At 69.5% G+C, this 21,775-nt stretch carries 24 protein-coding genes and 1 pseudogene; 8 read left to right on the top strand and 17 right to left on the bottom strand.

From position 1 onward, the window contains the following. Positions 1 to 76: 76 nt before the first annotated feature. Both leuS and ACT4MF_RS04295 read right to left on the bottom strand, forming a co-directional pair. Positions 77 to 2,749, bottom strand: a complete 2,673-nt coding sequence (gene leuS, locus ACT4MF_RS04300) for a leucine--tRNA ligase (protein ID WP_444681844.1) — start codon at positions 2,747 to 2,749, stop codon at positions 77 to 79. A 106-nt stretch (positions 2,750 to 2,855) separates the two neighbouring features. Next, the gene (locus ACT4MF_RS04295) at positions 2,856 to 5,087 is read right to left on the bottom strand and encodes an ICP22 family protein (protein WP_444681843.1); all 2,232 of its coding nucleotides are present in this window, start codon (positions 5,085 to 5,087) and stop codon (positions 2,856 to 2,858) included. 198 nt (positions 5,088 to 5,285) lie between these two features. Between ACT4MF_RS04295 and ACT4MF_RS04290 the strand changes: the two genes are divergently transcribed. Beyond that, positions 5,286 to 5,717 carry a hypothetical protein gene (locus tag ACT4MF_RS04290; protein WP_444681842.1) on the top strand — a complete coding sequence of 144 codons (432 nt, stop codon included), beginning with the start codon at positions 5,286 to 5,288 and terminating at the stop codon, positions 5,715 to 5,717. Between the two features lie 21 nt (positions 5,718 to 5,738). Here ACT4MF_RS04290 and hisE read toward each other — a convergent pair whose 3' ends face one another. From hisE to ACT4MF_RS04275, 3 genes are all read right to left on the bottom strand, one after another. Next, complete coding sequence (hisE, locus tag ACT4MF_RS04285; protein WP_444681841.1) at positions 5,739 to 6,107, bottom strand: phosphoribosyl-ATP diphosphatase; 369 nt, start codon at positions 6,105 to 6,107, stop codon at positions 5,739 to 5,741. Then, positions 6,104 to 6,697, bottom strand: coding sequence for a pyridoxal 5'-phosphate synthase glutaminase subunit PdxT (pdxT, locus tag ACT4MF_RS04280; protein ID WP_444681840.1), 594 nt, complete (start codon positions 6,695 to 6,697; stop codon positions 6,104 to 6,106). The genes hisE and pdxT overlap by 4 nt, the downstream gene beginning before the upstream one ends. A 100-nt stretch (positions 6,698 to 6,797) precedes the next feature. Next, positions 6,798 to 6,962 carry a preprotein translocase subunit Sec61beta gene (locus ACT4MF_RS04275; RefSeq protein WP_099253763.1) on the bottom strand — a complete coding sequence of 55 codons (165 nt, stop codon included), beginning with the start codon at positions 6,960 to 6,962 and terminating at the stop codon, positions 6,798 to 6,800. A 157-nt stretch (positions 6,963 to 7,119) separates the two neighbouring features. Between ACT4MF_RS04275 and ACT4MF_RS04270 the strand changes: the two genes are divergently transcribed. Both ACT4MF_RS04270 and ACT4MF_RS04265 read left to right on the top strand, forming a co-directional pair. Continuing rightward, the gene (locus ACT4MF_RS04270; RefSeq protein ID WP_008005064.1) at positions 7,120 to 7,389 is read left to right on the top strand and encodes a thioredoxin family protein; all 270 of its coding nucleotides are present in this window, start codon (positions 7,120 to 7,122) and stop codon (positions 7,387 to 7,389) included. Positions 7,390 to 7,550: 161 nt separating this feature from the next. Next, on the top strand, positions 7,551 to 7,700 hold the full coding sequence (locus ACT4MF_RS04265) for a 50S ribosomal protein L40e (protein WP_095635394.1): 150 nt from the start codon (positions 7,551 to 7,553) through the stop codon (positions 7,698 to 7,700). 98 nt (positions 7,701 to 7,798) lie between these two features. Here ACT4MF_RS04265 and ACT4MF_RS04260 read toward each other — a convergent pair whose 3' ends face one another. Genes ACT4MF_RS04260 through ACT4MF_RS04250 form a run of 3 tightly spaced genes read right to left on the bottom strand, consistent with a single transcriptional unit; the run spans position 7,799 to position 11,080 of the window. Next, positions 7,799 to 8,443, bottom strand: coding sequence for a dolichol kinase (locus tag ACT4MF_RS04260; RefSeq protein ID WP_099253764.1), 645 nt, complete (start codon positions 8,441 to 8,443; stop codon positions 7,799 to 7,801). A gap of 3 nt (positions 8,444 to 8,446) precedes the next feature. Beyond that, positions 8,447 to 10,231: a glycine--tRNA ligase gene (gene glyS / locus ACT4MF_RS04255; RefSeq protein ID WP_099253765.1), complete on the bottom strand. Its 1,785-nt coding sequence runs from the start codon at positions 10,229 to 10,231 to the stop codon at positions 8,447 to 8,449. Then, entirely contained in the window at positions 10,232 to 11,080 is an 849-nt protein-coding gene (locus ACT4MF_RS04250; RefSeq protein ID WP_099253766.1) for a CBS domain-containing protein, read from the bottom strand. Positions 11,081 to 11,412: 332 nt separating this feature from the next. Here ACT4MF_RS04250 and ACT4MF_RS04245 point away from each other — a divergent pair, with 332 nt between their 5' ends. Then, positions 11,413 to 11,634 (top strand): DUF7556 family protein, encoded by a 222-nt coding sequence (locus ACT4MF_RS04245; RefSeq protein WP_099253767.1) that lies wholly within the window; start codon positions 11,413 to 11,415, stop codon positions 11,632 to 11,634. A 46-nt stretch (positions 11,635 to 11,680) separates the two neighbouring features. Here the strand turns inward: ACT4MF_RS04245 and ACT4MF_RS04240 are convergent, their stop codons facing one another. The 3 genes from ACT4MF_RS04240 to ACT4MF_RS04230 form a co-directional block, all read right to left on the bottom strand. Continuing rightward, complete coding sequence (locus ACT4MF_RS04240; RefSeq protein WP_099253768.1) at positions 11,681 to 12,610, bottom strand: ketopantoate reductase family protein; 930 nt, start codon at positions 12,608 to 12,610, stop codon at positions 11,681 to 11,683. 72 nt (positions 12,611 to 12,682) lie between these two features. After that, positions 12,683 to 13,900, bottom strand: a complete 1,218-nt coding sequence (locus ACT4MF_RS04235) for a threonine synthase (protein ID WP_444681839.1) — start codon at positions 13,898 to 13,900, stop codon at positions 12,683 to 12,685. Further along, complete coding sequence (locus tag ACT4MF_RS04230) at positions 13,900 to 14,856, bottom strand: succinylglutamate desuccinylase/aspartoacylase family protein (RefSeq protein WP_444681838.1); 957 nt, start codon at positions 14,854 to 14,856, stop codon at positions 13,900 to 13,902. The genes ACT4MF_RS04235 and ACT4MF_RS04230 overlap by 1 nt, the downstream gene beginning before the upstream one ends. 151 nt (positions 14,857 to 15,007) lie before the next feature. Between ACT4MF_RS04230 and ACT4MF_RS04225 the strand changes: the two genes are divergently transcribed. After that, on the top strand, positions 15,008 to 17,122 hold the full coding sequence (locus ACT4MF_RS04225) for a caspase family protein (RefSeq protein ID WP_444681837.1): 2,115 nt from the start codon (positions 15,008 to 15,010) through the stop codon (positions 17,120 to 17,122). Here ACT4MF_RS04225 and ACT4MF_RS04220 read toward each other — a convergent pair. Beyond that, the gene (locus ACT4MF_RS04220) at positions 17,119 to 17,250 is read right to left on the bottom strand and encodes a DUF7503 family protein (RefSeq protein WP_444681836.1); all 132 of its coding nucleotides are present in this window, start codon (positions 17,248 to 17,250) and stop codon (positions 17,119 to 17,121) included. The genes ACT4MF_RS04225 and ACT4MF_RS04220 overlap by 4 nt on opposite strands. A gap of 207 nt (positions 17,251 to 17,457) precedes the next feature. On the opposite strand from ACT4MF_RS04220, the gene ACT4MF_RS04215 reads away from it, so the two are divergent. After that, on the top strand, positions 17,458 to 17,706 hold the full coding sequence (locus ACT4MF_RS04215; RefSeq protein WP_099253772.1) for a hypothetical protein: 249 nt from the start codon (positions 17,458 to 17,460) through the stop codon (positions 17,704 to 17,706). A 97-nt stretch (positions 17,707 to 17,803) separates the two neighbouring features. Further along, positions 17,804 to 18,601, top strand: a complete 798-nt coding sequence (locus ACT4MF_RS04210) for a helix-turn-helix transcriptional regulator (protein WP_099253792.1) — start codon at positions 17,804 to 17,806, stop codon at positions 18,599 to 18,601. Between the two features lie 24 nt (positions 18,602 to 18,625). Here the strand turns inward: ACT4MF_RS04210 and ACT4MF_RS04205 are convergent, their stop codons facing one another. Together ACT4MF_RS04205 and ACT4MF_RS04200 are read right to left on the bottom strand one after the other, a co-directional pair. After that, entirely contained in the window at positions 18,626 to 18,769 is a 144-nt protein-coding gene (locus ACT4MF_RS04205; RefSeq protein WP_444681835.1) for a hypothetical protein, read from the bottom strand. A gap of 108 nt (positions 18,770 to 18,877) precedes the next feature. After that, on the bottom strand, positions 18,878 to 19,411 hold the full coding sequence (locus ACT4MF_RS04200) for an inorganic diphosphatase (protein ID WP_099253773.1): 534 nt from the start codon (positions 19,409 to 19,411) through the stop codon (positions 18,878 to 18,880). Positions 19,412 to 19,875: 464 nt separating this feature from the next. Here ACT4MF_RS04200 and ACT4MF_RS04195 point away from each other — a divergent pair, with 464 nt between their 5' ends. Next, positions 19,876 to 20,235 carry a PadR family transcriptional regulator gene (locus ACT4MF_RS04195; RefSeq protein WP_099253774.1) on the top strand — a complete coding sequence of 120 codons (360 nt, stop codon included), beginning with the start codon at positions 19,876 to 19,878 and terminating at the stop codon, positions 20,233 to 20,235. A gap of 105 nt (positions 20,236 to 20,340) precedes the next feature. On the opposite strand, the gene ACT4MF_RS04190 is transcribed toward ACT4MF_RS04195, so the two are convergent. The 3 genes and pseudogenes from ACT4MF_RS04190 to ACT4MF_RS04180 form a co-directional block, all read right to left on the bottom strand. Then, complete coding sequence (locus ACT4MF_RS04190) at positions 20,341 to 21,021, bottom strand: DUF7108 domain-containing protein (RefSeq protein ID WP_444681834.1); 681 nt, start codon at positions 21,019 to 21,021, stop codon at positions 20,341 to 20,343. Then, positions 21,008 to 21,604, bottom strand: a complete 597-nt coding sequence (rnhA, locus tag ACT4MF_RS04185) for a ribonuclease HI (RefSeq protein WP_444681833.1) — start codon at positions 21,602 to 21,604, stop codon at positions 21,008 to 21,010. The genes ACT4MF_RS04190 and rnhA overlap by 14 nt, the downstream gene beginning before the upstream one ends. A gap of 101 nt (positions 21,605 to 21,705) precedes the next feature. Then, positions 21,706 to 21,775 (bottom strand): annotated as a pseudogene (locus ACT4MF_RS04180) (IS6 family transposase); the annotation flags it as partial.

Raw genomic sequence — 21,775 nt, 5'->3', positions numbered from 1 at the left:
AATCGCTTCCGGGGCGTCGCCGCCGACTGATCGCTCCCGGGGGCGCCGTCGCCGTTTCAAAAGGGGCCTCGAACCGCTACTCGACGATGTCGATCGCGGGGCGGCCCGGCTCCGCCTTCCGAACCACCGCGTCGTCGGCGTCGGCGGCGCGCTCGACCCGGACCGGCGCGTCGAACTCCCGCTCGATCAGCCACGAGGCGGCGCGCAGCGCCTCGTACTCGTCGTCCCCCGACAGCGTCTCCTGGAGCGCCTCGCGGTTCGCCTGCAGGTCCTGCCCGTACGAGGCCGCGTCGTCGCCCCGGTCCCGGATGTGGCTCTCCGCCATCAGCTCCGAGATGAGGTTATCGGCGTCGCTGTCGATCGCGATCGCCAGCGCGTCGTACTTCCAGTCGGGCGCGACGACCACGTCGATCCGCTCGGGGTCCTCGATGCCGGCGACCTCGACGATGTCGCGCACGTCCTCGCGGGTGTTCTCGACCAGCCGGCGGCGGCGCTCGACCGTCTCTCGGTCGACCGTCGCGGTCGGCCAGTCGGCCTCGACGACGAACCCGTCGCGGTCCAGCGTCTCCCACAGCTCCTCGGCGAGGTGCGGGACGACCGGCGCGAGCAGGCGAACGGCGACGTCGATCCCGCGCTCGTACGTCTCCGGGTGCGGGTCGGTGTGGCCCCGGTAGCTCCGGAGCGTCCCCACGAGGTCCTGCGCCTCGCGGAGCGCGACGTTGAAGGTGAGGTCGTCGTACTCCCCGCCCGCGATGGCGACCGCGGCGTCGATCTCGTCGTCGACGTAGTCGTCGATCGTGTCGCGGTCGGCGCCGGCGGGGGCGGTCTCCGCCTCCCCGGCCGCGTACCCCTCGACCAGGTCGGTCAGGCGGGCCAGGAAGCGGTGCGTCGATTTGACGCCCTCCTCGGACCAGTCGAAGTCGCGCTCCGGCTGGGCGGCCTGCATCATGAACAGCCGGGCCGTGTCGGCGCCGTACTCGTCGACGATGCGCTGGGGCGAGACGACGTTCCCCTTCGATTTGGACATCTTCTCGCCCTCCAGCTGGACCATCCCCTGCGCCAGCAGGTTGGTGAACGGCTCGCGGTGTTCGAGCCCCTCCTCGTCGGCCAACACCTTGGTGACGAACCGCGAGTACAGCAGGTGCATCACGGCGTGCTCGATGCCGCCGACGTACTGGTCGACCGGCATCCAGTCGTTCGCGCGGTCCAGGTCGAACGGGAGCGCCTCGTCCCCGGGCGAGACGTATCGCAGGAAGTACCACGAGGAGTCGACGAACGTGTCCATCGTGTCCGTCTCGCGGGTGGCCGGGCCGCCGCACTCCGGACAGGTCGTCTCCTTCCACTCCTCGGCGGCGTCGAGCGGGTTCCCGGTCGTGTTGATGAACTCCGGCAGCTCGACCGGCAGGTCCGACTCGGGCACCAACACCGAGCCGCAGTCGTCGCAGTGGACGACCGGAATCGGGGTCCCCCAGTAGCGCTGCCGGGAGATCCCCCAGTCGCGCAGGCGGTACTGGGTGGTCGCCTCGGCGCTCTCGATGTCCTCGGTGAGCCGATCGCGGGCCGTCTCGCTGTCGAGGCCGCTGTACTGGCCGGAGTTGATCACGACGCCGTCGTCCGTGAACGCCGCCTCGCTCACGTCCGGCGCGTCCGGCACCGACTCGCCGTCCCACTCGCCGGGCTCCGGAGCGATCACCGGCTCGATGTCGACGCCCATCTTCTCGGCGAACGCGTGGTCGCGCTCGTCGTGGCCGGGCACCGCCATCAGCGCGCCGGTCCCCACGTCCGAGAGGACGAAGTCGGCGACGAAGACGGGGATCTCCTCGCCCGTTGCGGGGTTGGTGGCCGTGAGGTCCGTTTCGACGCCGTTCGGCTCGTCGCCCTCGGGGTCGGCGTCCTCCTCGACGAAGCGGCGCACGTCCTCGTCCGACCGGGCCAGCTCCTCGCTGATCGGGTGGTCGGGCGCGAGCGCGAAGAACGTCGCGCCGTGGATCGTGTCGACGCGGGTGGTGAACGCCTCGACGGGCCCGTGGCCGTCGACGTGGAACTCCAGGGTCGTCCCGTGCTGGCGACCGATCCAGTTGCGCTGCATCTGGCGCACGGAGTCCGGCCATCCCTCCAGACCGTCGATCGCGTCGAGCAGCTCGTCGGCGTACTCGGTGATCTCTAAGAACCACTGGTCCAGATCGCGGGTCTCGACGGGGGTGTCACAGCGCCAACACAGCTCGTCGTCGCCCTCGACCTGCTCGTCCGCGAGGACGGTCTCGCAGGAGGGACACCAGTTCACTTCGGCGTCGCGGCGCTCGACGAGCCCCGCCTCGTGGAACCGGCGGAACAGCCACTGGTTCCACTGGTAGTACTCGGGGGTGCAGGTGGTGACCTCGCGGTCCCAGTCGTAGCCGAACCCCATCGACTGCATCTGTCCTCGCATCGTGTCGATGCAGTCGAACGTCCAGTCGCGGGGGTTGGTGTCGCGCTCCTTGGCGGCGTTCTCGGCGGGGAGCCCGAACGCGTCCCACCCCATCGGGTGGAGCACGTCGTCGCCGCGCATCCGGCGATACCGGGCGTACGCGTCCGTGATGGTGTAGTTGCGGACGTGGCCCATGTGGAGCTTCCCGGACGGGTACGGGTACATCCCCAGCACGTAGGTGGGATCGTCCACCTCGTCCGGCGTGCGATACACGGAGGCGTCGTCCCACGCCTCCTGCCACCGTTTCTCGACCGCAGTGTGGTCGTAACCCTCCTGAGACATCTGCTTATATACTCGTGGAGGGGTCGGCGTCGTATAGCTTTCCATCCAGTGGTGCGGCGTGGCACACCGCCCCGTGGGCGGCGGTCCCGACCGCGAAACGGACCCCTCAGAGCTCCCCGGCGTTTCGCGCCTGCTCGACCCGCCGCGTCGCCTGCTCGACCCGCTTCCCGGTCGCGTTCGCGAGGCCGGGCGGGAGCCCCTCCCGCGCCGCCGCGAGCCGCTCCTCGATCCGCGCGATCCGATCGAGCACGTTCGCCAGCTGGCGCTCCGTCCCCTCACCGTCCCCCGCGCGGGCGCGCTCCTCAGCCCGCTCCGCGGCGTCGACCGCGGCCGCGAGCGCGCGTTCCAGGCCGTTGACCGCGTTCGACGGGCCGCCGGAACTCCCGCCCTCATCGCCGTCGGTGTCGTCGCCGCTGTCAGCCGCCGCGGCCGCCACCGCCGCCCGCGTCTCCTCGGCCACGTCTGCGACGTAGCCGGCGAGCGGTGCCGCCCCGGTCTCCGGACGCTCGATTCGGATCGGCTCCTCTCCGCCGCCGTCGGAGCCCGGCGGATCCGGGTTGATCCGATACGCGCCGACCTCGTCGTCGGCGTCGCGTACCTCGGCCGTGTACGCGCCGCCCGCGTGGACGTACACGGCGTCGCTCCCGTCGATCGCCGAGTCGTAGAGCCGCCCGGCGAAGTCGTCCTCGACCGCGGACCGGGTCACGTCGACGTCGCTGTCGGCGTCCGACAGCTCGAGCTTCCGCGCGTTCTCGCGGGCGGTCAGGGGGATCTCGCCGTCGACGCCGGCGACCGTCACGGGCTCGTCCGCAGCGACCGTCAGCTTCTCGCTGTGGGGCGCCTGCCCGGCGCCGTTGACGGTGAACCGGTGGTCGCCCTCGGGGACCCCGTTGGCGACCGCGACCCCGCCGGCGAACGTCGGGACCGCTTCGGAGTCGCTTTCGATCAGGACGAACGACTCGGTGACCGCGTCCGTCGTTGTCAGCCCCTCGCCGTCGGGGGCCTCGTCGCTCTCGGTCGTCCGCGTGACGCGGGCCACGACCGCGTCGATCTCCTCGCTCACCGCGTCGCCGAACGACTCCTCGGCGGCGACGGCGTCGTATCGGTCGGCGAGCTCCGACCGGTGATTGCCGGCGGTCACGTCGACCGCGGGGTTCTCGTAGCGGGGCTGGTCCCACGGGACGCCCGTGGTGGTGATGTGGCCGGCGACGGCGTCCTCGACGGCCTCCGGCACGGCGAACTCGAAGCTCAGCTGCGGCCCGGTGAACGCCGAGATCCCCTCCAGCTCGGCCGTCTCGACGAGGTCGTACGTGATCACCTCCCCGGCGGTCTCGTCCGCGACCGCGTCCTCCCTGTCGGCGTGGCGGAAGGCGATCCCCGTCTCCCGGAGCGGGAGGTCCGTCGGGGGCGACTCCAGCGCGTCGAGCGACCGGACCGTGAGCGCGTCGTCGACCAGCGACTCCGCGGTGACCGACGGGAGATCGGGGTGGTCGTAGATCGGCGCGCCCTCGTACTCGGGGACGACGAACGGGAGGCGCATCCCCTCGTCGCGGGGGAGGCCGTACGCGAGCGGGATCCCCAGCAGGTCCTCGACGGTATCGATCGTCGTGTTGGTGATGTCCGCGAGCAGCCCCTCCTCGCCGACGCGCTGGAACCGGTCGGGGATCTCGTTGACCGAGAGGGTGCTGGAGTGCGACCCGAGCTCGGAGAGGATCCGCGGGACCGCGTCGGGATCCGGGTCGAGGAACTCGTTGTTCGGCACGCTGCGGGAGTGGGAACTGGCGACGTACAGCTGCGGGTCGCCCGTGTCGAGGTCGACGAAGACGTGGAGCACCTCCCAGTCGTGCCAGTGGAAGTTGGCGGTGAACTGGTCGAACGCGGAGTAGAGCCAGAACTGGACGACCGCGAGCGGCGACTCCTCGTACCGGACCCCGTTGTAGAAGACGGTCGGATTCGGCGGCTCGCCCGCCTCGTCGTACTGCTCGTGGTAGCCGTCGAACGCGTCGAACCCGTCGACGACGGTCTCGCCGTCCTCCTCGGTCGCGTACGGTCGGGGGTCGGTCGGGAACCACGGCTCGGCGGTGTCGAAGTACAGCGTCGGGGCGAACCGGACCGCGAGCTCTTCGACCGTCTCCGGATCGAGCCCGCCCGTCTCGGCGTCGTCCGGCGACGAGCCGGAGTCGGAACCGGCTTCGGAGTCGGAGCCAGCGGGATCGGAACCGGAGTTGGAGCCGCATCCCGCGACCGCGACGCTCCCGGTCCCGGCGAGCGCGCCGAGGACGGTCCGACGGCCGACGCCCGATTCGGGCCGATCGCTGCCGGCGGTGCGGTCGCTCACGGGCGGGCCTCGCTGCGGTCCGCGGGCGAGGCGCCGGTCCGAGACCACGGCTTCGGGTGCATTTCTCTAACTCACGACCACAGCGGCGAATAAGTCTTCTGACGGTGGAGCGGCGGTGTGTCGGCGAGCGGGCCCGTCTCCGGCGAGCGGGCCCGGAGACGGGAGAAGGTATTTGCGCCCGGGCGCGCGACTCCCCGCATGGACGGGACGAAGGCCCTCTACTACGGTGCGGTCGCGATCGCGATCCTGATCGGCGTCAGCGTCGTCGTCTCCGTGGTCTCGGCGATTTTGAGCCTCGTGTGGGCGATCGTCTCCGGGATCGTCTCGCTCGCGGTGCTCGCCGGCGTCGTCTACCTCCTCTACAAAACCGGCGCGTGGCTGTTCGGCGGCGACGCCGCGAGCGACTCGCCGGGCGACTCGCTCGGGCGGTCGCGGTCGTCGTCCACTCCGGCGTCGGCCGGCGACGGTTCGGAGAGCCGGCGGGACCGGCTCCGCAGACAGTACGTCGAGGGGCAGATCGGCGAGGCGGAGTTCGAGCGTCGGATCGCGAGCGAGCTGGAGACCGAGGGGCTCGACGACATCGACAGGGAGCTCGCCGATATCGATCGGGAGCTCGAACGGGAGCGGTAGCGGTAGCGAGGCCGGTCGGATTTAAAAGCGATCCCGCAGCTCCTCGCGCAGGTCGTCGATGTCGAGGTCCTTCATGGCGAACAACACCAGCAGGTGGTAGACGAGGTCGGCGCTCTCGTAGGTGAGCTCGTCGAGGTCGTCGTCCTTCGCCGCGAGGATCGCCTCCGTGGACTCCTCACCGATCTTCTCTAACACCGCGTTCTCCCCCTTCTCGTGGGTGAACAGCGAGGCGGTGTACGACCCCTCGGGGAGCTCCGCCTTCCGCGACTCGATGGTGGCGAACAGCTCGTCGAGGACGGCCTCGGCGGGGGGCTCCGGGCCCTCTCCGTCCGTGGCGGCCGTCGCGTCGCCGTCCGCACCGCCTGTCCCGTCCGCGTCCGGATCGCTCACGCGACCACCTCGCGGTCGGGGAAGAAGGCGAGGTCGTGGATCCGCGAGTCGTCGGTGAGCTCCGGGTGGAACGCGGTGGCGACGACGGGACCGTCGCGGACCGCGACCGGCCGCCCGTCGACGGTCGCGAGCGTCTCGACGCCGTCGCCGGCGTCGTCGATGAGCGGCGCGCGGATGAACACGGCGTGGAACGGCTCGTCGAGCCCGTTCACCGGGACCTTCGCCTCGAAGGAGTCCTTCTGTCTGCCGAACGCGTTCCGGTCGACGGAGACGTCGACGAGCCCGAGCGCGTCGACGCGGTCGTCCTTCGCGTCCCGCGAGCAGACGATGAGCCCCGCGCAGGTGGCTAACACGGGCTTTCCGCTCGCGACGTGCTCGCGGATCTCCTCGTCGATCCCCTCTCGGCCGATCAGCCGCGAGATGGTCGTCGACTCCCCGCCGGGCATGAGGAGCACGTCGCAGTCGGGAACGACCCCCGACTCCCGGACCTCGACCACGTCCGCCGACTCGCCGTGGGCGGCCGCGGCGGCCTCGACGGCGGCGGCGTGTTCGGCCACATCCCCCTGGACGGCGATGACGCCTGCTTGCATGAGAACCGGTCGGTGGGGAACGGGCAAAAAGGGCGCGCTACGGAGCCGACACACCGGAGCGCTGACGGGGAAGAACGGAAGCGGCGACTCGGAACGGGGCCTACGCGACGGTCAGCGAGAGGATCTGTACGAACACGCCGAAGAGGACACAGAACGCGAGGACGGTTTTCGGGTCGATCGTGATCGCGTCCCGGCCCTGGTTGTCGAAGTAGCGGACGAGGCCCGCACTGGACATCAGCCCGCCCGAGTTGGAACCACTGCTCATGGCTATCGGTGCGTCTCGCGGCGTTCTAAACGTTTCGTTCGGCGCTCGGCGCGGCGCCCGCCTCGGAGCGTCGTGTCGGGGCTGTCGCGGTTCGACGCCCGAGCGTGCACAAGTGGGAAACCCTTATGCGCCGCCCGGCGGTAGAATGCGCCGGATAATGACTGTTCGACTGCTGGATTTTCACGCTGACTGGTGCGGCCCGTGTAAGACGCAGGACCCGATTCTGGAGGAGATCCAGGAGGACCTCGGCGACGCCTTCGAGCTCCAGAAGGTGAACGTCGACGAGGAGCAGGACGTCGCCAACCAGTACCAGGTGCGCTCGCTGCCGACCCTCATCGTCGAGAACGACGAGGGCGTCGTCGACCGGTTCGTCGGCGTCACCCAGCGCGAGGACATCGAGGCCGCGCTCTCCGAGGCGGGCGCGTAACGGCGGGATCTCCGACCCTCGGTCCCGCGAAACCGCGGGAGCACTGACCAACGGACCAACTGACGCACGGGCACACGGCGGGCGCTCCACCCGTCCTCAGACCCCCGATCCGACCCGCCGCGTCTCGCAACCTTTTACAGCGTCGGCCCGACAGTAGGTGTATGGCCAGTTTCGACGCCGCGGAACGCCGCAACCTCGACCGACACATCTGCATGCGCTGTAACGCCCGCAACTCCCCGGACGCGAACCGCTGCCGCAAGTGCGGCTACACGAAGCTCCGTCCGAAAGCGAAGGAACGCCGCGCGGCGTAGATCGGTCGTCGATCGCCCCTCGTTTCTCCTGCAGATCGCCCCGTCAGAGCGACCGGTGCAGTCCGACTGGCGCCCTGCGAACTCGACGAGCCGCCGTCCTACGCCAGCGCCGTGACCGCGAGGAGCATCCCTCCGGCCGCGGCGGGCGGGATGGTGAGGTTGTCGTCGACGGCGACGCCGCGGATGATCGGCGGGAGCCCGTCGGCGACCGCGGCGGGGACCGCGCCGGCGAGCGCGACCGCGACGCCGACGCCGACGCCGAACGCCGACACGGTAAAGAGAAGCGCCAACGCGAAGCTGACCAGAAACATCGCGATCCACGCGGCGGGGCGTTTCGACTCGGTCGCGTCGTTGTCCCCGAGCGCGCCGCTGACGGGGTCGCCGAGCGACACCATCCAGATCGCCGGCACCGCGAGCGTCGGCGTCATGCCGGGGACGCCGAGCGCGGGGACCGCGGCGACCGCCACCGCCGTGGTACTGACCTGGTACAGCGCGTAGCCGGCGACGCTGTCCGACTCGTACTCCCGCGTGAGGTGCCGGTAGACGGCGTGATCGAGCCCGACGACGAGCCGGAGGAACTCCAGTAGGCCGACGACGGCGACGCCGAGACTGAGGATCGCGGCCGTCTCGGTCCACGTCAGCCACCCGAGCAGGTACGGAACCGGGAACAGCGTGCCGCTCGCGTGGACCAGCCGCCGCTCGAACTCCACTTCGGCCCGCCACTCCGCCGCCGGAAGGGGCACGAGTTAGTTGGTTTCGACGTCGGTCGCCACTGTCTCGTAGCGGTCCACCAGCGCGTCGAACTCGCCGCCGGCGCGGAGCGCGGCCAGTTCCTCGGCCAGCTCCTCGGCCGGAACCCGGACCTGCGCCGCGGAGTCGCGCTCGCGAACGGTCACGGTCTCGGGGCCGTCGCCCTCGATCCCGTCGCGGTCGATCGTGACACAGAACGGGGTGCCGATCTCGTCCTGCCGGCGGTAGCGACGCCCGATCGAGCCGGAGTCGTCGTACGCGACCGCCAGCCCCGCCTCGCGGAGGTCGGTGGCGACGCGGTCGGCCAACTCGGTGAGCCGGTCGTCGTTCGTTACCAGCGGGAACACCGCGGCGTCTTGGGGCGCCACCTCGGGCTCCAAGGAGAGGTACGTGCGCTCCTCGCCGTCGACCTCGTCCTCGCTGTAGGCGTGCGCCAGCAGCGTCTGAACCGTTCGCCCCACGCCGAAGGAGGGCTCGACGACGTGCGGCGTGAGATGCTCGCCGTTCTCGGTCACGGTCTCGACCGAGAAGTTGGCCACGTCGGCGTCGACCTCGTGGGTCTCGCCGGCCGCCTCGACCGACACCGTCTCGCCGTCGAACGCGTCGGGGTCGCGCTCAGCGAGGGTCTCGAGCGCCTCGGCGACCGCGGCGGCGTCCCCGCCGAACTCGGGGCCGAGCACGGACATGTCGGGGTCCACGGTCGCGCGCTCGACCGTCTTCGGCTCGTCGTAGCGCTTGAACACGGTGAACGCGTCGTCGCCGTGCGCGTCGTGTTTCGAGAGGTCGTAGTCGGCGCGGTAGGAGAAGCCCGCGATCTCGATCCAGTCGCCGTCGACCTCGCTCTCCGCGTCCCAGCAGTCGGACGCGTAGTGGGCGCGCTCGCCCGCGAGGTGCTGGCGGAAGCGGAAGCGGTCGAGGTCGACGCCGATCCGGTCGTACCACCGCTTCGCGACGCCGAGGTAGTAGCCGACCCACGGGGAGCCGATGGTCCCCTCGTCGACCGCCTCGCCGACCGTGGTCTCGACGTACTCCCCGTCCTCGGCCTGCTGTTCCGTCGCGGGGTACAGGCGGACCGACACGTCGCGGACGCGGTCCAGCGGGGGCTCGTCCTCCTCGGGGTCGATGAACTGCTCCAGTTCGGCCTGCGTGAACTCGCGCAGCCGGAGGAGCCCGCCGCGCGGCGAGATCTCGTTGCGGTAGGCGGGGCCGATCTGGGTGATGCCGAACGGGAGGTTCCCGCGGGCGTACTCCTTCAGCCGCGGGAACTCCACGAAGATGCCCTGCGCCGTCTCGGGTCGCAGATAGCCGGGCTGTGCGTCGCCGGGACCGATGTCGGTCGCGAACATGAGGTTGAAATCCTCGACCGTCACGCCCGCGAGGGCGGTGCCACAGGACGGACAGGCGATGTCGTTGTCGGCGATGAGCTCCTCGACCTCCGAGCCGGGGAGCGCCTCGGCGTCCTCGATCTCCGTGACGGCCTCGACGAGGTGGTCGGCGCGGTGCGACTCGCCGCACTCCGGGCACTCGACGAGCATGTCGTCGAACGTGTCGAGGTGACCGGACGCCTCGAAGACGGGCTCCGGCATGATCGTCGGCGCCTCGATCTCGCGGTTCCCCTCCCGGATGGTGAACCGGTCGCGCCACGCGTCCTCGACGTTCTTCTTCAGCGCCGCGCCCTGCGGACCGAAGGTGTAGAAGCCGGCGGTGCCGCCGTACGCGCCGTTCGAGCCGAAGAAGAACCCGCGCCGCTTCGCCAGCTCGACGATCGCCTCGGACGCCATCTACAACCCCTCCAGCAGGTCGACATCGCGCACGATACCGTCGAGGTCGGTGCCGTTGACCAGCGGCACCTGCTCGATGTCGTTGCTGATGAGCTCCTGTGCCACCTCCTTCGCGGTCCGGGTCCCGCTGACCGTCACGAGGTCATCGGTCATGAAGTGGCGGACCGCGCCGACGGGGAGCTCCACGTTGCGGGTCGGGAGGTAGCGGGCGCCGGTCGCCTTGATCCCCTCCCACGACCACTCGGAGTCCTGCTCGGCGATGGAGTCGCCCGTGCTGGCCTCCCCTTCCACGACGCGGGCGACCTCCAGCACGTCGACCTCGGTGAGCATGCCCGCGAGCTCGGCGTCGTCGTCGAGCACCACGGCGTACGGGACGTTCGCCAGCCCGATCTCCCGCTCCGCGACCGGCAGCGGGGTCTCCGTGTACGTCGCGTTGACCGCGGGGGTCGCGAGCCCGCCGACCTCCGTCTCGCCGTCGATCTCGCCGCGGGCGATGGCCCGAACCACGTCGGTGACCGTGATGATGCCGACGAGCCGGTCGCCGTCGACGACCGGGAGCCGGCGCGACTCCTCGGCGGCCATCGTGGCGGCGGCGTCGCCGATCGCGTCGTCGGCGCTCACCGTCGGAACCTCTCGCATCAGCAGCGCGAGCTGGTCTTCGTCCGGCTGCTCGATCAGGTCGTCGCGGGAGACGAGCCCGCGGTACACCTCGTCGCCGTCGACGTCTTTCACGACCGGCACCGACGAGAAGCCGTGCTCCTGGATGTACTCCAACACGTCGTTCCGGCTCCCCGGGATCTCGACGACGACGAGATCCGACCGCGGCGTCATGGCGTCTGATACGTTCATGCACCGTCTTTCAGCGTGGCACCTCTTGTATACTGCGAAGGTGGTTCGACAGCGGTCGGCGGCCGATGGCCGGCTCTCGCCGCCGTTCGTCGAGCGCGGAGCGCGCGCCGGGAGAGCCCCTCGAAACGCCGGCCCGGCCCGTCCGGCCCGCGACGGGGCGCGTGACAGCGAGCCAATCGCTCCGTCAGATCGACACCGTACTCCGACAATTTCCCCGTGATCGACGGCTGACACGGGCTTCCGTCCCCGATTATCGCCTCAGATCTCGAATCCGCCGACTGCGGACGCTCCCGGTCCGGAACGCTTATAGGTACTGTGAACAATTCACAATCATGTCACGGAGTTCCACTCCATGGGACGACCCGGACCCAGATCACCGCCGGACGGCGTTACCGACGGATCCGGCCCTCGACGCCGACGACTCGCCGGACGTGATGGCGTCGATCGACTCGTCAGCGTCACGACCGGAGCTCGTGATCGCGGACGTCTCTCGGGAGAACGCGTGGGTCTCGGTCGACGAGACCGACGCCACCGTCCTCGAAGAGTGGTGTTAACTCCGCCGTAGGCGCTGTCGGCGCCCCCGCTTCTCCGCCAGTACGGCTACTCCGAATCGGTCTCGTCAGCGGCCGCCGCGGAGCGAACGTCCGCACCGACCTCCCACGCTCGGACGAGCGACGCGAGCGTCCGGCACGTCGGCGCCGACACGCCGAACCGGTCCGCGCGCTCGATCGCGGCGCCGTAGATCGCGTCGACCTCGGTCCGCCGACCCGCCGCCACGTCCTCGCACATCGACGACCGGTTGGCGGCGGTGTCGGCGGCGACGCGCTCGACGGCGGCGACCGCCTCCGCCTCGCCGAGCGCGACCTCGTCGGCCCGCGCGACTCGCGCGACCTCCCGGGCCGCCTCGCGGGCCGCCTCGCCACCCGGGCCGTCGAGCGTCGCGCCGTTCGAGATCCGCGCCAGCGCCGAGGGGCCGTTGATGCCCGCGTTGACCGCGAGCTTCTCGTACCGGCGACGGGGCATGTCCGTCGCCACGACCGTCTCGATCCCGGCCTCGTCGAACGCGTTCCCGACGCGCTCGGCGAGCGGGTCGCCGCCCCCCGAAAGCGGCCCGACGACGACCTCGCCGACGCCGGTGCAGGTGACGCGGCCGGGCTCGACGAACCGGGCGCCGTAGCTCGCCGTTCCCGCGAGCACGGTGGGGTCGAGCGCCGCGACCAGCCGCTCCTCCGTGAAGCCGTTCTGGAGCGAACAGACCGCGTCGTACTCGCCGGTCGCGAGCGCTCGCGCGGCCGCGTCCGTGTCGTACGCCTTCGTCGTCACCACCGCGAGATCGGCCGACCGATGCGCCCCGTCGGTGAGCGCGCGAGGGCGCACGCGGGCGTCGACCGCGCCGTCGATCCGAAGCCCGTCCTCGCGGATCCGCCGCATGTGCGGGTCGCGCCCGACGAGCGTGACCTCGTGCGTCCGCGCCAGCAACCCCCCGACGAGGCTTCCGATCGCGCCGGCGCCGTAGACGAGGACCTCCATACGCCCTCCAACGGCGCGAGAGTGAAAAGAGATGGCGGTGGTGAGGCCCCGCGGACCCCGCGGACGCCGGAGTCAGCCCTTCAACCCGCTCCCGGTCAGCGGGACGACCACGTCGTCGTCGGGCGAGAGAGCGCCGCGCCCGCGGAGTTCGCGGAGCGCCGCCGGCGCCACGGCGCAGGTCGGCTCGGTGTAAAACCCCGCCGCGTGGAGCCGTTCGAGCTCGCGCTCCGCCGCCGTCTGCGTGACCGCGAGCGCGTCGCCGTCGGTGTCGGCGACGGCGTCGAGGATCTCCCGTTTCCGGACCGGCTCGGCGATCTGGATCCCGTCGGCGGCCGCGTTGACCTTCCCCTCGGGGTCGGCAGCGTCGGCGCCGTGGAGCGCGCGGACGATCGGCGCGGCGCCCGCCGCCTGGGCGCCGAACAGTCGCGGGACCTCGTCGATCCAGCCCGCGCGCTCCAGCCGTCGGAACCCGCGGTAGGCCCCGAGAAACAGGGTGCCGTGGCCGAGCGGGGTCACGACCGCGTCGGGGGCCTCCCAGCCGCGCTGGGCGGCGATCTCGTAGGCGACGGTGGCGGTCCCCTCGAAGAACGCCGGGTTCCACGCGTGGCTGGCGTACCAGGCGGCGTCGGCGGCCCCGCCGTTTCGTCTTCCCTCGTCACCCTCGCCGAGCGCCGCCACGCACGCCGCGGTCACGTCCGCGCGGGAGCCCTCGATCTGGACCGGTTCGGCGCCGGCCCGGCGGATCGCGCGGAGCTTCGACTCCTTGACGTCGGCCGGGACGTACACCGCGGCGTCGATCCCGGCGCGCGCCGCGTACGTCGCGATCGCGGCGCCGGCGTTGCCGGAGGAGTCCTCGACGACGCGCTCGACGCCCAGCTCGCGGGCTCGCGTGAGCGTCGTCGTCGCGCCGCGGTCCTTGAACGAGCCGGTGGGAAAGACGTACTCCAACTTGAACGCGGCGTCCCAACCGCCCGCGCTGGGGTCGTCGCCGCTTCTCTCCGCGTCGACCAGCGGCGTCATCCCCTCCCCGAGCGTCACGCGGTCGGCCGGATCGTCGCCGACGGCGAGGAACGCGTCGAACGCCCAGAGGCCGCTTCGGGCGCCTATCGCGTCGCGCCCGCTTCCGCCCGGACCCGGCATGGCCTCGTCCGGGCCCGGAGGCGGTCCCTCCGGAGCCGGCGGGTCGGCGAACTCCAGCGGAGCGCCGCACTCGCAGCGCCACCGGTCGCTCACGGTCGCGCCGCACTCCGGACAGGCGAGGTCGCGAGCCGGGGGTCGGCCGTCGGGCATCAGTACCGGTCGACGTTGGTGCCGACCGAGCAGACGTACTCGCCGGCGGCGACCTGCGGCAGGCGTCGGGTGCGCCAGAAGACGCCGTCGTCGTCGGCGGTCACTCGCCCTTTCAGCTCGCCGAACACGTCGGTCACCTCGTACAGCAGGTCCCCGGTGGAGACGCGATCGCCGAGCTCGCACTCGAACTGGACCAACCCGCCCGCGGGGGACCCGTACTGGTCGAACCCGCGCGCTCTCGTCTGTCGTTCGATCTCGACGTCGCCGTCGAGGAAGCCGTAGTGGCGGAGCACGTTGAACACCCCCTCGACGCCGTACTGGATCGACTCCTCGTCCCAGCCGACGGCGCCGCCGAGCTCGGGATCGATGGTCGGGATGCCGTGTTCCGGGCCGACCCGCGCGAGCTGCCCGTCCGGCCCCTTGATGTCGAGGACGTGGCCGCAGCCGAAGACCTTCGCCAGCTCCAAACAGTCCCCGTGGAGGTGGTGGCGGATTCCGCAACGCACCCGCGTCTCGTTTATCATCCGGCTGGTGGACCCCTGGTGGAGGTCGAGGATGAGGTCCGCCCGCTTCGCGGCTTGGAACGTCGCGTGGGCGATGCGCTCGCTCGTCGTCCCGTCCTCGTCGCCGGGGTACCCGCGGTTCATCTTCCGGTCGTCGATCGGGTTCCGATGCTCAGCGACCTGGAACGCGAAGTAGTTGACGACGCCGACGACGAGAACGCTCCCCGACAGCTCAGCCGGGTCGATCCGGGGGACGACCCGGTTGACGACGCCGAGCCCGTTGAGCTCGTCGCCGTCGCTGACCGCCTGCAGGTACAGCGTCTCCCCGTCCTCGGCGCCGTTGATAACGGCCACCGGCAGCCGGACGGGACTGCCGTCCCGTGTCTCACCGACTTCGAGACGGCCCGTGTCCGTCTCCCCCGGCGAGGCGCGGGCCGTTCCAAGCGTGATCATTACGCGAACGTGGGTGGGCGGCCCCTTTATCCGTTCGGTCCGCGGCGATCCACCGACACAAGCTTTATCGCCGCATCGCACGAGATGCCGGTAACGACGGACCCGACGACCCCGGTACGGCGGCCTGCCGCCGACTGAACGCGGTTTCCCCATGAGCATCGACATCGACCCACTGTCCGACGCCGCCGGACTCACCGTCACGGACCACATCGAAAACACGCAGTTCGAGGTGTACACGGACCGGTCGGTCGAGCCGGTCGCGACCCCCGAGGACGCCCACTACTTTCCGGTCGACGCGAGCGTGACCGTCGAGACCGGCACCATCGAAATTCCCCGCGTCGCTGTCGTCGAGACCCGCTCCGGCGACGGCGCGCTGCTCACCCGCGGCGACTCCTACGCGATGCCGGCGGGAACGTACCACGTCGGCATCGACCCCGCGCCGACGAAGCTGTACCTCGCGTTCGCGTCGCCGTTCTCCGTGTCGACGACGGAGCGGACGACCCGGATCGAGCTCGACGCCCCCGCCGAGGTCACGCTCGGATTTCGGTCGCTCCACCAGGTCCCGGCGGGGACGATTCAGACGCCGACCGATCCCGAGTCGCTGATGGACGCCGTCTCCCTGCTCGGCTCCGCGCTCCAGACGACGAGCCCGGAGCGGTCGTTCCCCACCCTCCGCGGGCACCCGCCGCTGATCGAGCCGGGCGATGAGCTCCGCGTCCCCGACCGGGTCGAGCCGCTCGACTCCGGGGTCCGGATCGTCGTCCCCCCGGAGTATCGCTACCTCTACCCGGTGGTCTCGCTGGCGTACTACTTCGCGGCCGACGTGGTCCCCGGTGACGCCCCCCGGATCGAGGGCGACGGCTGGATGCACTCGCTCGAACCGGAGTTCGAGCGGCGGACCGCCGAGGCGCTCAGACAGGCGTTCCACTTCGACTGTCTCGCCCGCACGGAGGGGTTCTACCCGGTCGATCTCCACGAGCGAGAGACCACCGACATCGGCCTCGACTGGGGCCGCCTGTACGACCTCCCGCTCGCGGAGCGGCTCGGCGAGTACCTCGCGGTCCCCTTCGAGCGCGTCGAGCCGGAGATCCCCCAGTGGACGCTGACGACCGACGTGCGTCCCGACCCCGAGAACGTGGAGATGATCCCGTTCATCGCCGGCGAGCTGTCGATCGTCCGGTCGCCGGAGACAGTGACGCCCGCGACGGGAAGCGAGGGCGGCGGCGTCGGCTTCTTCCGCGGGGGCCGAGCCGAGCCGGCGCCCCTCGGTCCGGATGAGTTCGTCCGCGGTGCCGCCGACACCGAGCCCACCCGCGGCGCGGACGCCTCGGCGGAGCGCGGCGCGGTGCCGGCCGACGCCGACTTCGTCCGGCCCGAGCCGGTCGACACGGTCGAACACGCGTGGGTCGGTGCCGGCGTTCCCCTCGACGCCAACAAGGCCACCCTCGACGCGTATCACCGGCGGCTGGAGGCCGGCGCGGTCGAGCAGTCGCGGATCTCCGTACTCGTCGTCTGCAACGACGAGCAGATGCGCGAGGAGGGTCAGGTCGCCGACCTGTACGGCCTCCGCGATATGGTCCAGTTCGACATCGAGGTCCGCCACGACCTCACTCGCGAGGAGATGCGCGAGACGCTGCAGTCCGATGTCGACTTTCTGCACTACATCGGCCACGTCGACGACCGCGGGATGCAGTGTACCGACGAGTACCTCGACCTGACGAACGAGGAGCTCGACGTCGGCGTCAGCGCCTTCCTGCTCAACGCCTGCCAGTCGTACCGACAAGGCGAAGCTCTCGTCCACCGGGGTTCCCGCGGCGGCATCGTCACGCTCTCCGACGTGGCGAACTCGCCGGCGACCCAGCTCGGCCGCATCATCGCCCGCCTGATGAACAGCGGGTTCAACCTCCGTACCGCGCTTCACGTCGCGAAGCGCGAACTCATCACAGGCCATCAGTACATCGTCGTCGGCGATGGTGGGACGACGATCTGTCAGAGTCGGAGTGGAATGGCAGTCATATTTAATTTACATAAGGAATCAAAAGAGGCGTGGTGCTTATCAAGTGAATTTTATCCAAACGGGAATCACGGAGTTGGGTCACTTTCGTGGCTTAATATTAATGTAGCAGATTCTAATTATTACATCCCTTCAGATGTTTCCTTTGAGAATGTGGATAGTGAGGACTTATCTAACCTACTCGACCTCGAATTAGTCCCGGTTTTCTATGATAACGAACTGACTTGGAGCGACAATTTAACCTTGGATTAAGGGCCTGGATTTGCGCCGCCAACGTTCGCCGCCGCGGGCGCCGCCTGCGTCAGCAGGAGGAGCGCGGTGAACAGGACGCCGGCCATCTTCGGGTTCTCTGCCACGTAGTCTGCAACACTTTCGTGCATATTACACAGAATATCGCGTGATATTAACATCAAACCCGTTTTGCGCCAACTAGTTCTCTATATTTGAATGCTCAAAAATGATAAATTAACCTCTCTACACGCGCTCGCTGACCGTTCAGACGGTCAGCTGGCCTTTGGTCGGCGTCGTGAGCGTCGTCTTGGGGGCCAGCCATCCGTTTTTTCCGCCTCCCCCACCGAAGTGGGAACATGACTGACATCCACGCGGCGCTCCGAGACGCGTTCGAGCACACCGACTACGACCTCGGCGACGTCGGCGTCAACCGACGGCAGGTTCGGGTGCCGGTGTTACAGGAGGGTGCCGACCCCGACGCGCTCACCGCGGTGATCGAGGAGGCGCTCGGCGAGGACGCGGTGGTCGCCGCGACCGTCACCACCGAGGCCATCGATGGCGAGGACACCATCGGTACCGTCGTCTCGTTCAGGTACCGCCCGTGATCGGGCTGGCGAACCGTCTGAGCCCGCCTACCGACTTTCTGTTGCGGGACAACGCGGTACGATTAAGCGTGCGGTGCCCGTACGCATGGGTCGCACGATGACGGTCGACGACGGACACGACGGCGCACAGTACCTCGCGGGGTCTCCCGTCCGGGTCGCGATGCTCCGAGCGATCCGAGCGGAGCCGCGCCGTCCCGCGGGCCTCACGGCCGCGGTCGACGCGACGCGGACGACGGTCCAGCGCATCCTCTCCGGGTTCCGGGAGCGCGACTGGGTCGTCAAACGCGACGCGGCCTACCACGTGACGCCGACCGGGAAACGGGTCCACGACGCGTACGAAGCGCTGCTCGACGAGGTCGAGGTCGCGGATCGGCACGGGCGGTTCGCCGCCGACCTCGAACGGGTCGGCGCCGACTTTCCGCCCTCGGCGGTCGACGCCGGCGAGCTGACCGTCGCGCCCGATCGGAACCCTCTCGCCGTCGTCGACCGACTCACCGAACTCCTCCGGGAGGGGAGCGGCTCGGAGATCCGTGCCGTGTCCCCCATCGTCATCCAGCAGTTCAACGACGCGGCCGCGGAGGTGCTCGACGCGGGCGCCGAGGTGGAACTCGTCATCGACCGCCAGGTGGTCGAGGAGTCGATCACGGAGTTCGGTCCGGCGACCGATCGGGCGCTACACGACGAGCGCGCGACGGTGCACGTTTCTCCGGAGCCGATCGAATACGGCCTCTTCCGGCACGACGACACCGCGTGCGTGACCGCCTACGACCGCAGAAACAATCCTCGGTGCGTGCTCGAATCGACTGACCAGGCCGTGATCGAGTGGGTCGACGACCGATTCGAGTCGTTCGTCGACGAGGCCCAGTGTCTCTCCGCGGTCGTCGAGAACGCCTAGCCCGACGCTCGGCCGCCGAACCGGCTACCGGTTCGTCTGTCCGTCGTCCGCCGCGCTCGCCGGACTCTCGGTGCCGTCGTCGCCGGCGTCGGCATCCTCGGGATCGAAGTTGGTGGGGACGACCGTCGGGTGATCGATACCGACGGACGATTGACTGTGTGCGCTCATGGCTCTACGTGGACGTACGTGGCCTCCCCTCTAAAAATTACCCATGGGCATAACGCATCCGCGCTGCCGGCGGATATGCCCTAGGATTATCAAACGTCCCGCAGTCGTCTACTGGAACTCTTCGTCGTACAGGTCCTGTGCGTGTTCGATCGCGTCCTTCGCGGCCTGCTTGTCCTCCCAGCCGAGCGTTTCGACCTCCTTGCCGGCCTCGAGGTTCTTGTAGGTCGCGAAGAACTCGTCTATCTCGTCGAGCGTCTGCTGCGGGATGTCGTCGAGGTCCTCGATGTGGTCGAACCGGGGGTCCTCGGTCGGCACCGCGATCACCTTGTCGTCCTGCTCGCCGTCGTCGTCCATCTTCATCAGCGCGACGGGCCGGGCCTCGACCACGCAGCCGGGGAACGTCTGGTCCTCGACGAGCACCATCACGTCGAAGGGGTCCTCGTCGTCGTAGTACGACTGCGGGATGAAGCCGTAGTCGTACGGGTAGTGGACGTTCGAGTGGAGCACCCGGTCGAGGACGACGCCGGGGATGTCCTTGTCGTACTCGTACTTGTTCCGTTCGCCCTTGAGACACTCCACGACCGCGTAAATCTCGTCCGGCGCGTTCGGTCCCGTCTCGAGATCCTCCCAGAGGTTAGCCATGTACCGGGTACTCCGTCCATCGGTCGCAAAGTCCTTTCGGGTTCCGTCGCGACTTCTGCCGGCGGACGCCCTCCCGCATCGGCCCAACCTCGTCGAGCGGGCTTCTCTCGCCTCCGACGCCGCTTTGCCGGTACTGCGCCGCAAGCCACGGCTCACGCCCAGATCCGCGAGTTACTCTCTTCGCCCTCGCCGAGTGTTTCACCCGCAGGTCGCACCGGTACCGGCGAGAAACACCGATATGTCGGGTGACACATTTCACCCAAACGACCCGGTTTCGTCGACGGATTGTCGTGTATCCGACGTTACGGTACGCGATCACTCGATAGTGGCGTTTCGCCGAATCGAACTGTTCGGCCCCGTTCTCACAGGTATCGGCACGATTCGCTGCCCCGAGGTCCGCTGACGTATTAAAACGTTCGTGAACCTTGAGAAAGGTTATAAGTTCGGGTTCCCTTCCTTTAGCCATGTCAGAGGCACAATCAGTCGCTGATGAATCACCGACGCGAACGGCAGCGGACCTGACCGCGTTCCAACAGAACATCCTCACGATTCTCTCGGAGGAGCCCATGTACGGGCTCGCGATCAAGCGCGAGCTCGAGTCGTACTACGGCTCCGAGGTAAACCACGGGCGGCTCTACCCGAACCTCGACGACCTCGTCGAGGACGGGCTCGTCGAAAAGAGCGAGCTCGACAAGCGGACCAACCAGTACGAGCTCACCGAGGCGGGCCACGACGCCGTCCTCGGCCAGCTGGAGTGGGTCCTCGACCGGTTCGTCACCGACGAGGAGCGCGCGGACGAGATCCGCGCCCTGATCAACGCGTAACGACCCCACTCATCGGTGTCTCGGGCGGCAACTGAATTTTGGCACACGCGCGCGGCGAAAGCCGCGCACGCTCGATCACTGAGCGACGGCTCCGCGAGGCCCGACCTACGACGTTTCGGGACCGTCCACGTCCGCAGCGACCGCTTCGATCACGTCCAGCGACTCGTCGACGACGGCCAACTGCTCGTCGCTCGGCCAGCCGTTCCGCGGGAAGTACTCCTCTCGAAACTCCTCGCGCATCTCGGGGGTCGCGTCGTCGACCGCGCGGACGTAGTGATTGCTCATGAACGCCGCGAAGCTCCGGGCGGTGTCGGCGTGGACCGCGTCGCGGGCGTCGGCGACCGCGTCGGCGACCGCGTCGTTGTACGCGGCGACCTCGCGGTAGCGGTCGGCGTCGCCCGGCCCCGACAGCGAGACCTCGACGGCCCGGTCCGTGGTCTCGATCCTGTCGAGTTGGACGGTCCCCGCCTCCATCCACTCCTCGGGGTACAACACGAGCGTGTCGTCGTCCTCGCGGATCCGCGGGACGTAGTCGTGGCTTCCGACCAGCTCGTCGCGACGTTCGCGGTAGAACGCGGCGGCCGACTCCTCCTCCGTCCGTCGGGCGAGCCGGGTGAGCCGTTCCGCCTCGTCGACGGTCTCGGTCGGCACGTCCGGGACGCGATCGTCGGCGTCGTCATCGGCCTTGCCGCCGGCTCCCTCCGCCTCCCCGTCGGTTTCCGCCGCCAGTACCTCGCGGGCCCGTTCTTTCGCCCACTCCGGGGGCTCGTCGTTAGTTCGCGTCATCGAGTGCCTCGTTCGCCAGTTCGTCGGCGCGTTCGTTTATCTCTCGCGGAACGTGGCCGATCGACCACCGGTCGAACCGCTCCAACAGCTCCCGGACGCGGACCCGCTTCTCGCGGAGCTCGGGGTCGTTGGCGTTCCACTCGCCGCGCACCTGTTTGACGATCAGCTGGGAGTCGCCGCGGACGTCGATCTCGTCGAAGCCGTACTCGTCAGCGGCCTCCAGCGCCCGGATCAGTGCGGCGTACTCGGCCTGGTTGTTGGTGGCGCGACCGATCCGCTCGCCGCCCTCGGCGACGATCCCGTCTGCGGTAACCAGACACCAGCCGACTCCGGCCGGTCCGGGATTGCCGCGCGAGCCCCCGTCGAAGTAGACGTGCGCGCGTCCGCCGCCCTCGCTCAGCAGGGTCGTCAGCCGGGTCGGGTCGCTCCCTTGCACGACGACCTTGTCGTCGTACGCGACGGCGACGGCGCCCTCTCGCTCGGCGCGCCACCGCTCGTGGGCGGTGTTCCCCTCCTCGATCCGGACGCCGGCGTCCGCCAACCGGGCTCGCGCGGTCGCCGGATCGCAGTCGATCGTGGGCATTCGGTCGGGCTCCGCGCTCCCGGGACAAAGGGTTGTCCGTCCGCCGTGGCGGACGTGAGACCGCCAGCGGCGCCGTCGTGTGACTACCGTTTCCGGTCGCGTTAAGTTTGGCGTGAATTGTGGTAGACGGCGAGGGCTTCGAGCCAATTTTGAGCTGTCTCGAGCGCGACA

This window comes from Halorubrum sp. FL23, from assembly GCF_052439115.2.
Taxonomy (GTDB): domain Archaea; phylum Halobacteriota; class Halobacteria; order Halobacteriales; family Haloferacaceae; genus Halorubrum; species Halorubrum persicum.
The sequence above is the reverse complement of the archived record's forward strand: the minus strand, read 5'-3'. Positions and strand labels throughout refer to the sequence as shown.

Bases quoted from the DNA above. Each gene is read 5' to 3' on its own strand.
- leuS (WP_444681844.1), bottom strand. From the start codon at position 2,749: ATGTCTCAGGAGGGTTACGACCACACTGCGGTCGAGAAACGGTGGCAG.
- ACT4MF_RS04290 (WP_444681842.1), top strand. From the start codon at position 5,286: ATGGACGGGACGAAGGCCCTCTACTACGGTGCGGTCGCGATCGCGATC.
- pdxT (WP_444681840.1), bottom strand. From the start codon at position 6,697: ATGCAAGCAGGCGTCATCGCCGTCCAGGGGGATGTGGCCGAACACGCC.
- ACT4MF_RS04275 (WP_099253763.1), bottom strand. From the start codon at position 6,962: ATGAGCAGTGGTTCCAACTCGGGCGGGCTGATGTCCAGTGCGGGCCTC.
- ACT4MF_RS04270 (WP_008005064.1), top strand. From the start codon at position 7,120: ATGACTGTTCGACTGCTGGATTTTCACGCTGACTGGTGCGGCCCGTGT.
- ACT4MF_RS04265 (WP_095635394.1), top strand. From the start codon at position 7,551: ATGGCCAGTTTCGACGCCGCGGAACGCCGCAACCTCGACCGACACATC.
- glyS (WP_099253765.1), bottom strand. From the start codon at position 10,231: ATGGCGTCCGAGGCGATCGTCGAGCTGGCGAAGCGGCGCGGGTTCTTC.
- ACT4MF_RS04250 (WP_099253766.1), bottom strand. From the start codon at position 11,080: ATGAACGTATCAGACGCCATGACGCCGCGGTCGGATCTCGTCGTCGTC.
- ACT4MF_RS04245 (WP_099253767.1), top strand. From the start codon at position 11,413: ATGTCACGGAGTTCCACTCCATGGGACGACCCGGACCCAGATCACCGC.
- ACT4MF_RS04240 (WP_099253768.1), bottom strand. From the start codon at position 12,610: ATGGAGGTCCTCGTCTACGGCGCCGGCGCGATCGGAAGCCTCGTCGGG.
- ACT4MF_RS04235 (WP_444681839.1), bottom strand. From the start codon at position 13,900: ATGCCCGACGGCCGACCCCCGGCTCGCGACCTCGCCTGTCCGGAGTGC.
- ACT4MF_RS04230 (WP_444681838.1), bottom strand. From the start codon at position 14,856: ATGATCACGCTTGGAACGGCCCGCGCCTCGCCGGGGGAGACGGACACG.
- ACT4MF_RS04225 (WP_444681837.1), top strand. From the start codon at position 15,008: ATGAGCATCGACATCGACCCACTGTCCGACGCCGCCGGACTCACCGTC.
- ACT4MF_RS04220 (WP_444681836.1), bottom strand. From the start codon at position 17,250: ATGCACGAAAGTGTTGCAGACTACGTGGCAGAGAACCCGAAGATGGCC.
- ACT4MF_RS04215 (WP_099253772.1), top strand. From the start codon at position 17,458: ATGACTGACATCCACGCGGCGCTCCGAGACGCGTTCGAGCACACCGAC.
- ACT4MF_RS04210 (WP_099253792.1), top strand. From the start codon at position 17,804: ATGACGGTCGACGACGGACACGACGGCGCACAGTACCTCGCGGGGTCT.
- ACT4MF_RS04205 (WP_444681835.1), bottom strand. From the start codon at position 18,769: ATGAGCGCACACAGTCAATCGTCCGTCGGTATCGATCACCCGACGGTC.
- ACT4MF_RS04200 (WP_099253773.1), bottom strand. From the start codon at position 19,411: ATGGCTAACCTCTGGGAGGATCTCGAGACGGGACCGAACGCGCCGGAC.
- ACT4MF_RS04195 (WP_099253774.1), top strand. From the start codon at position 19,876: ATGTCAGAGGCACAATCAGTCGCTGATGAATCACCGACGCGAACGGCA.
- ACT4MF_RS04190 (WP_444681834.1), bottom strand. From the start codon at position 21,021: ATGACGCGAACTAACGACGAGCCCCCGGAGTGGGCGAAAGAACGGGCC.
- rnhA (WP_444681833.1), bottom strand. From the start codon at position 21,604: ATGCCCACGATCGACTGCGATCCGGCGACCGCGCGAGCCCGGTTGGCG.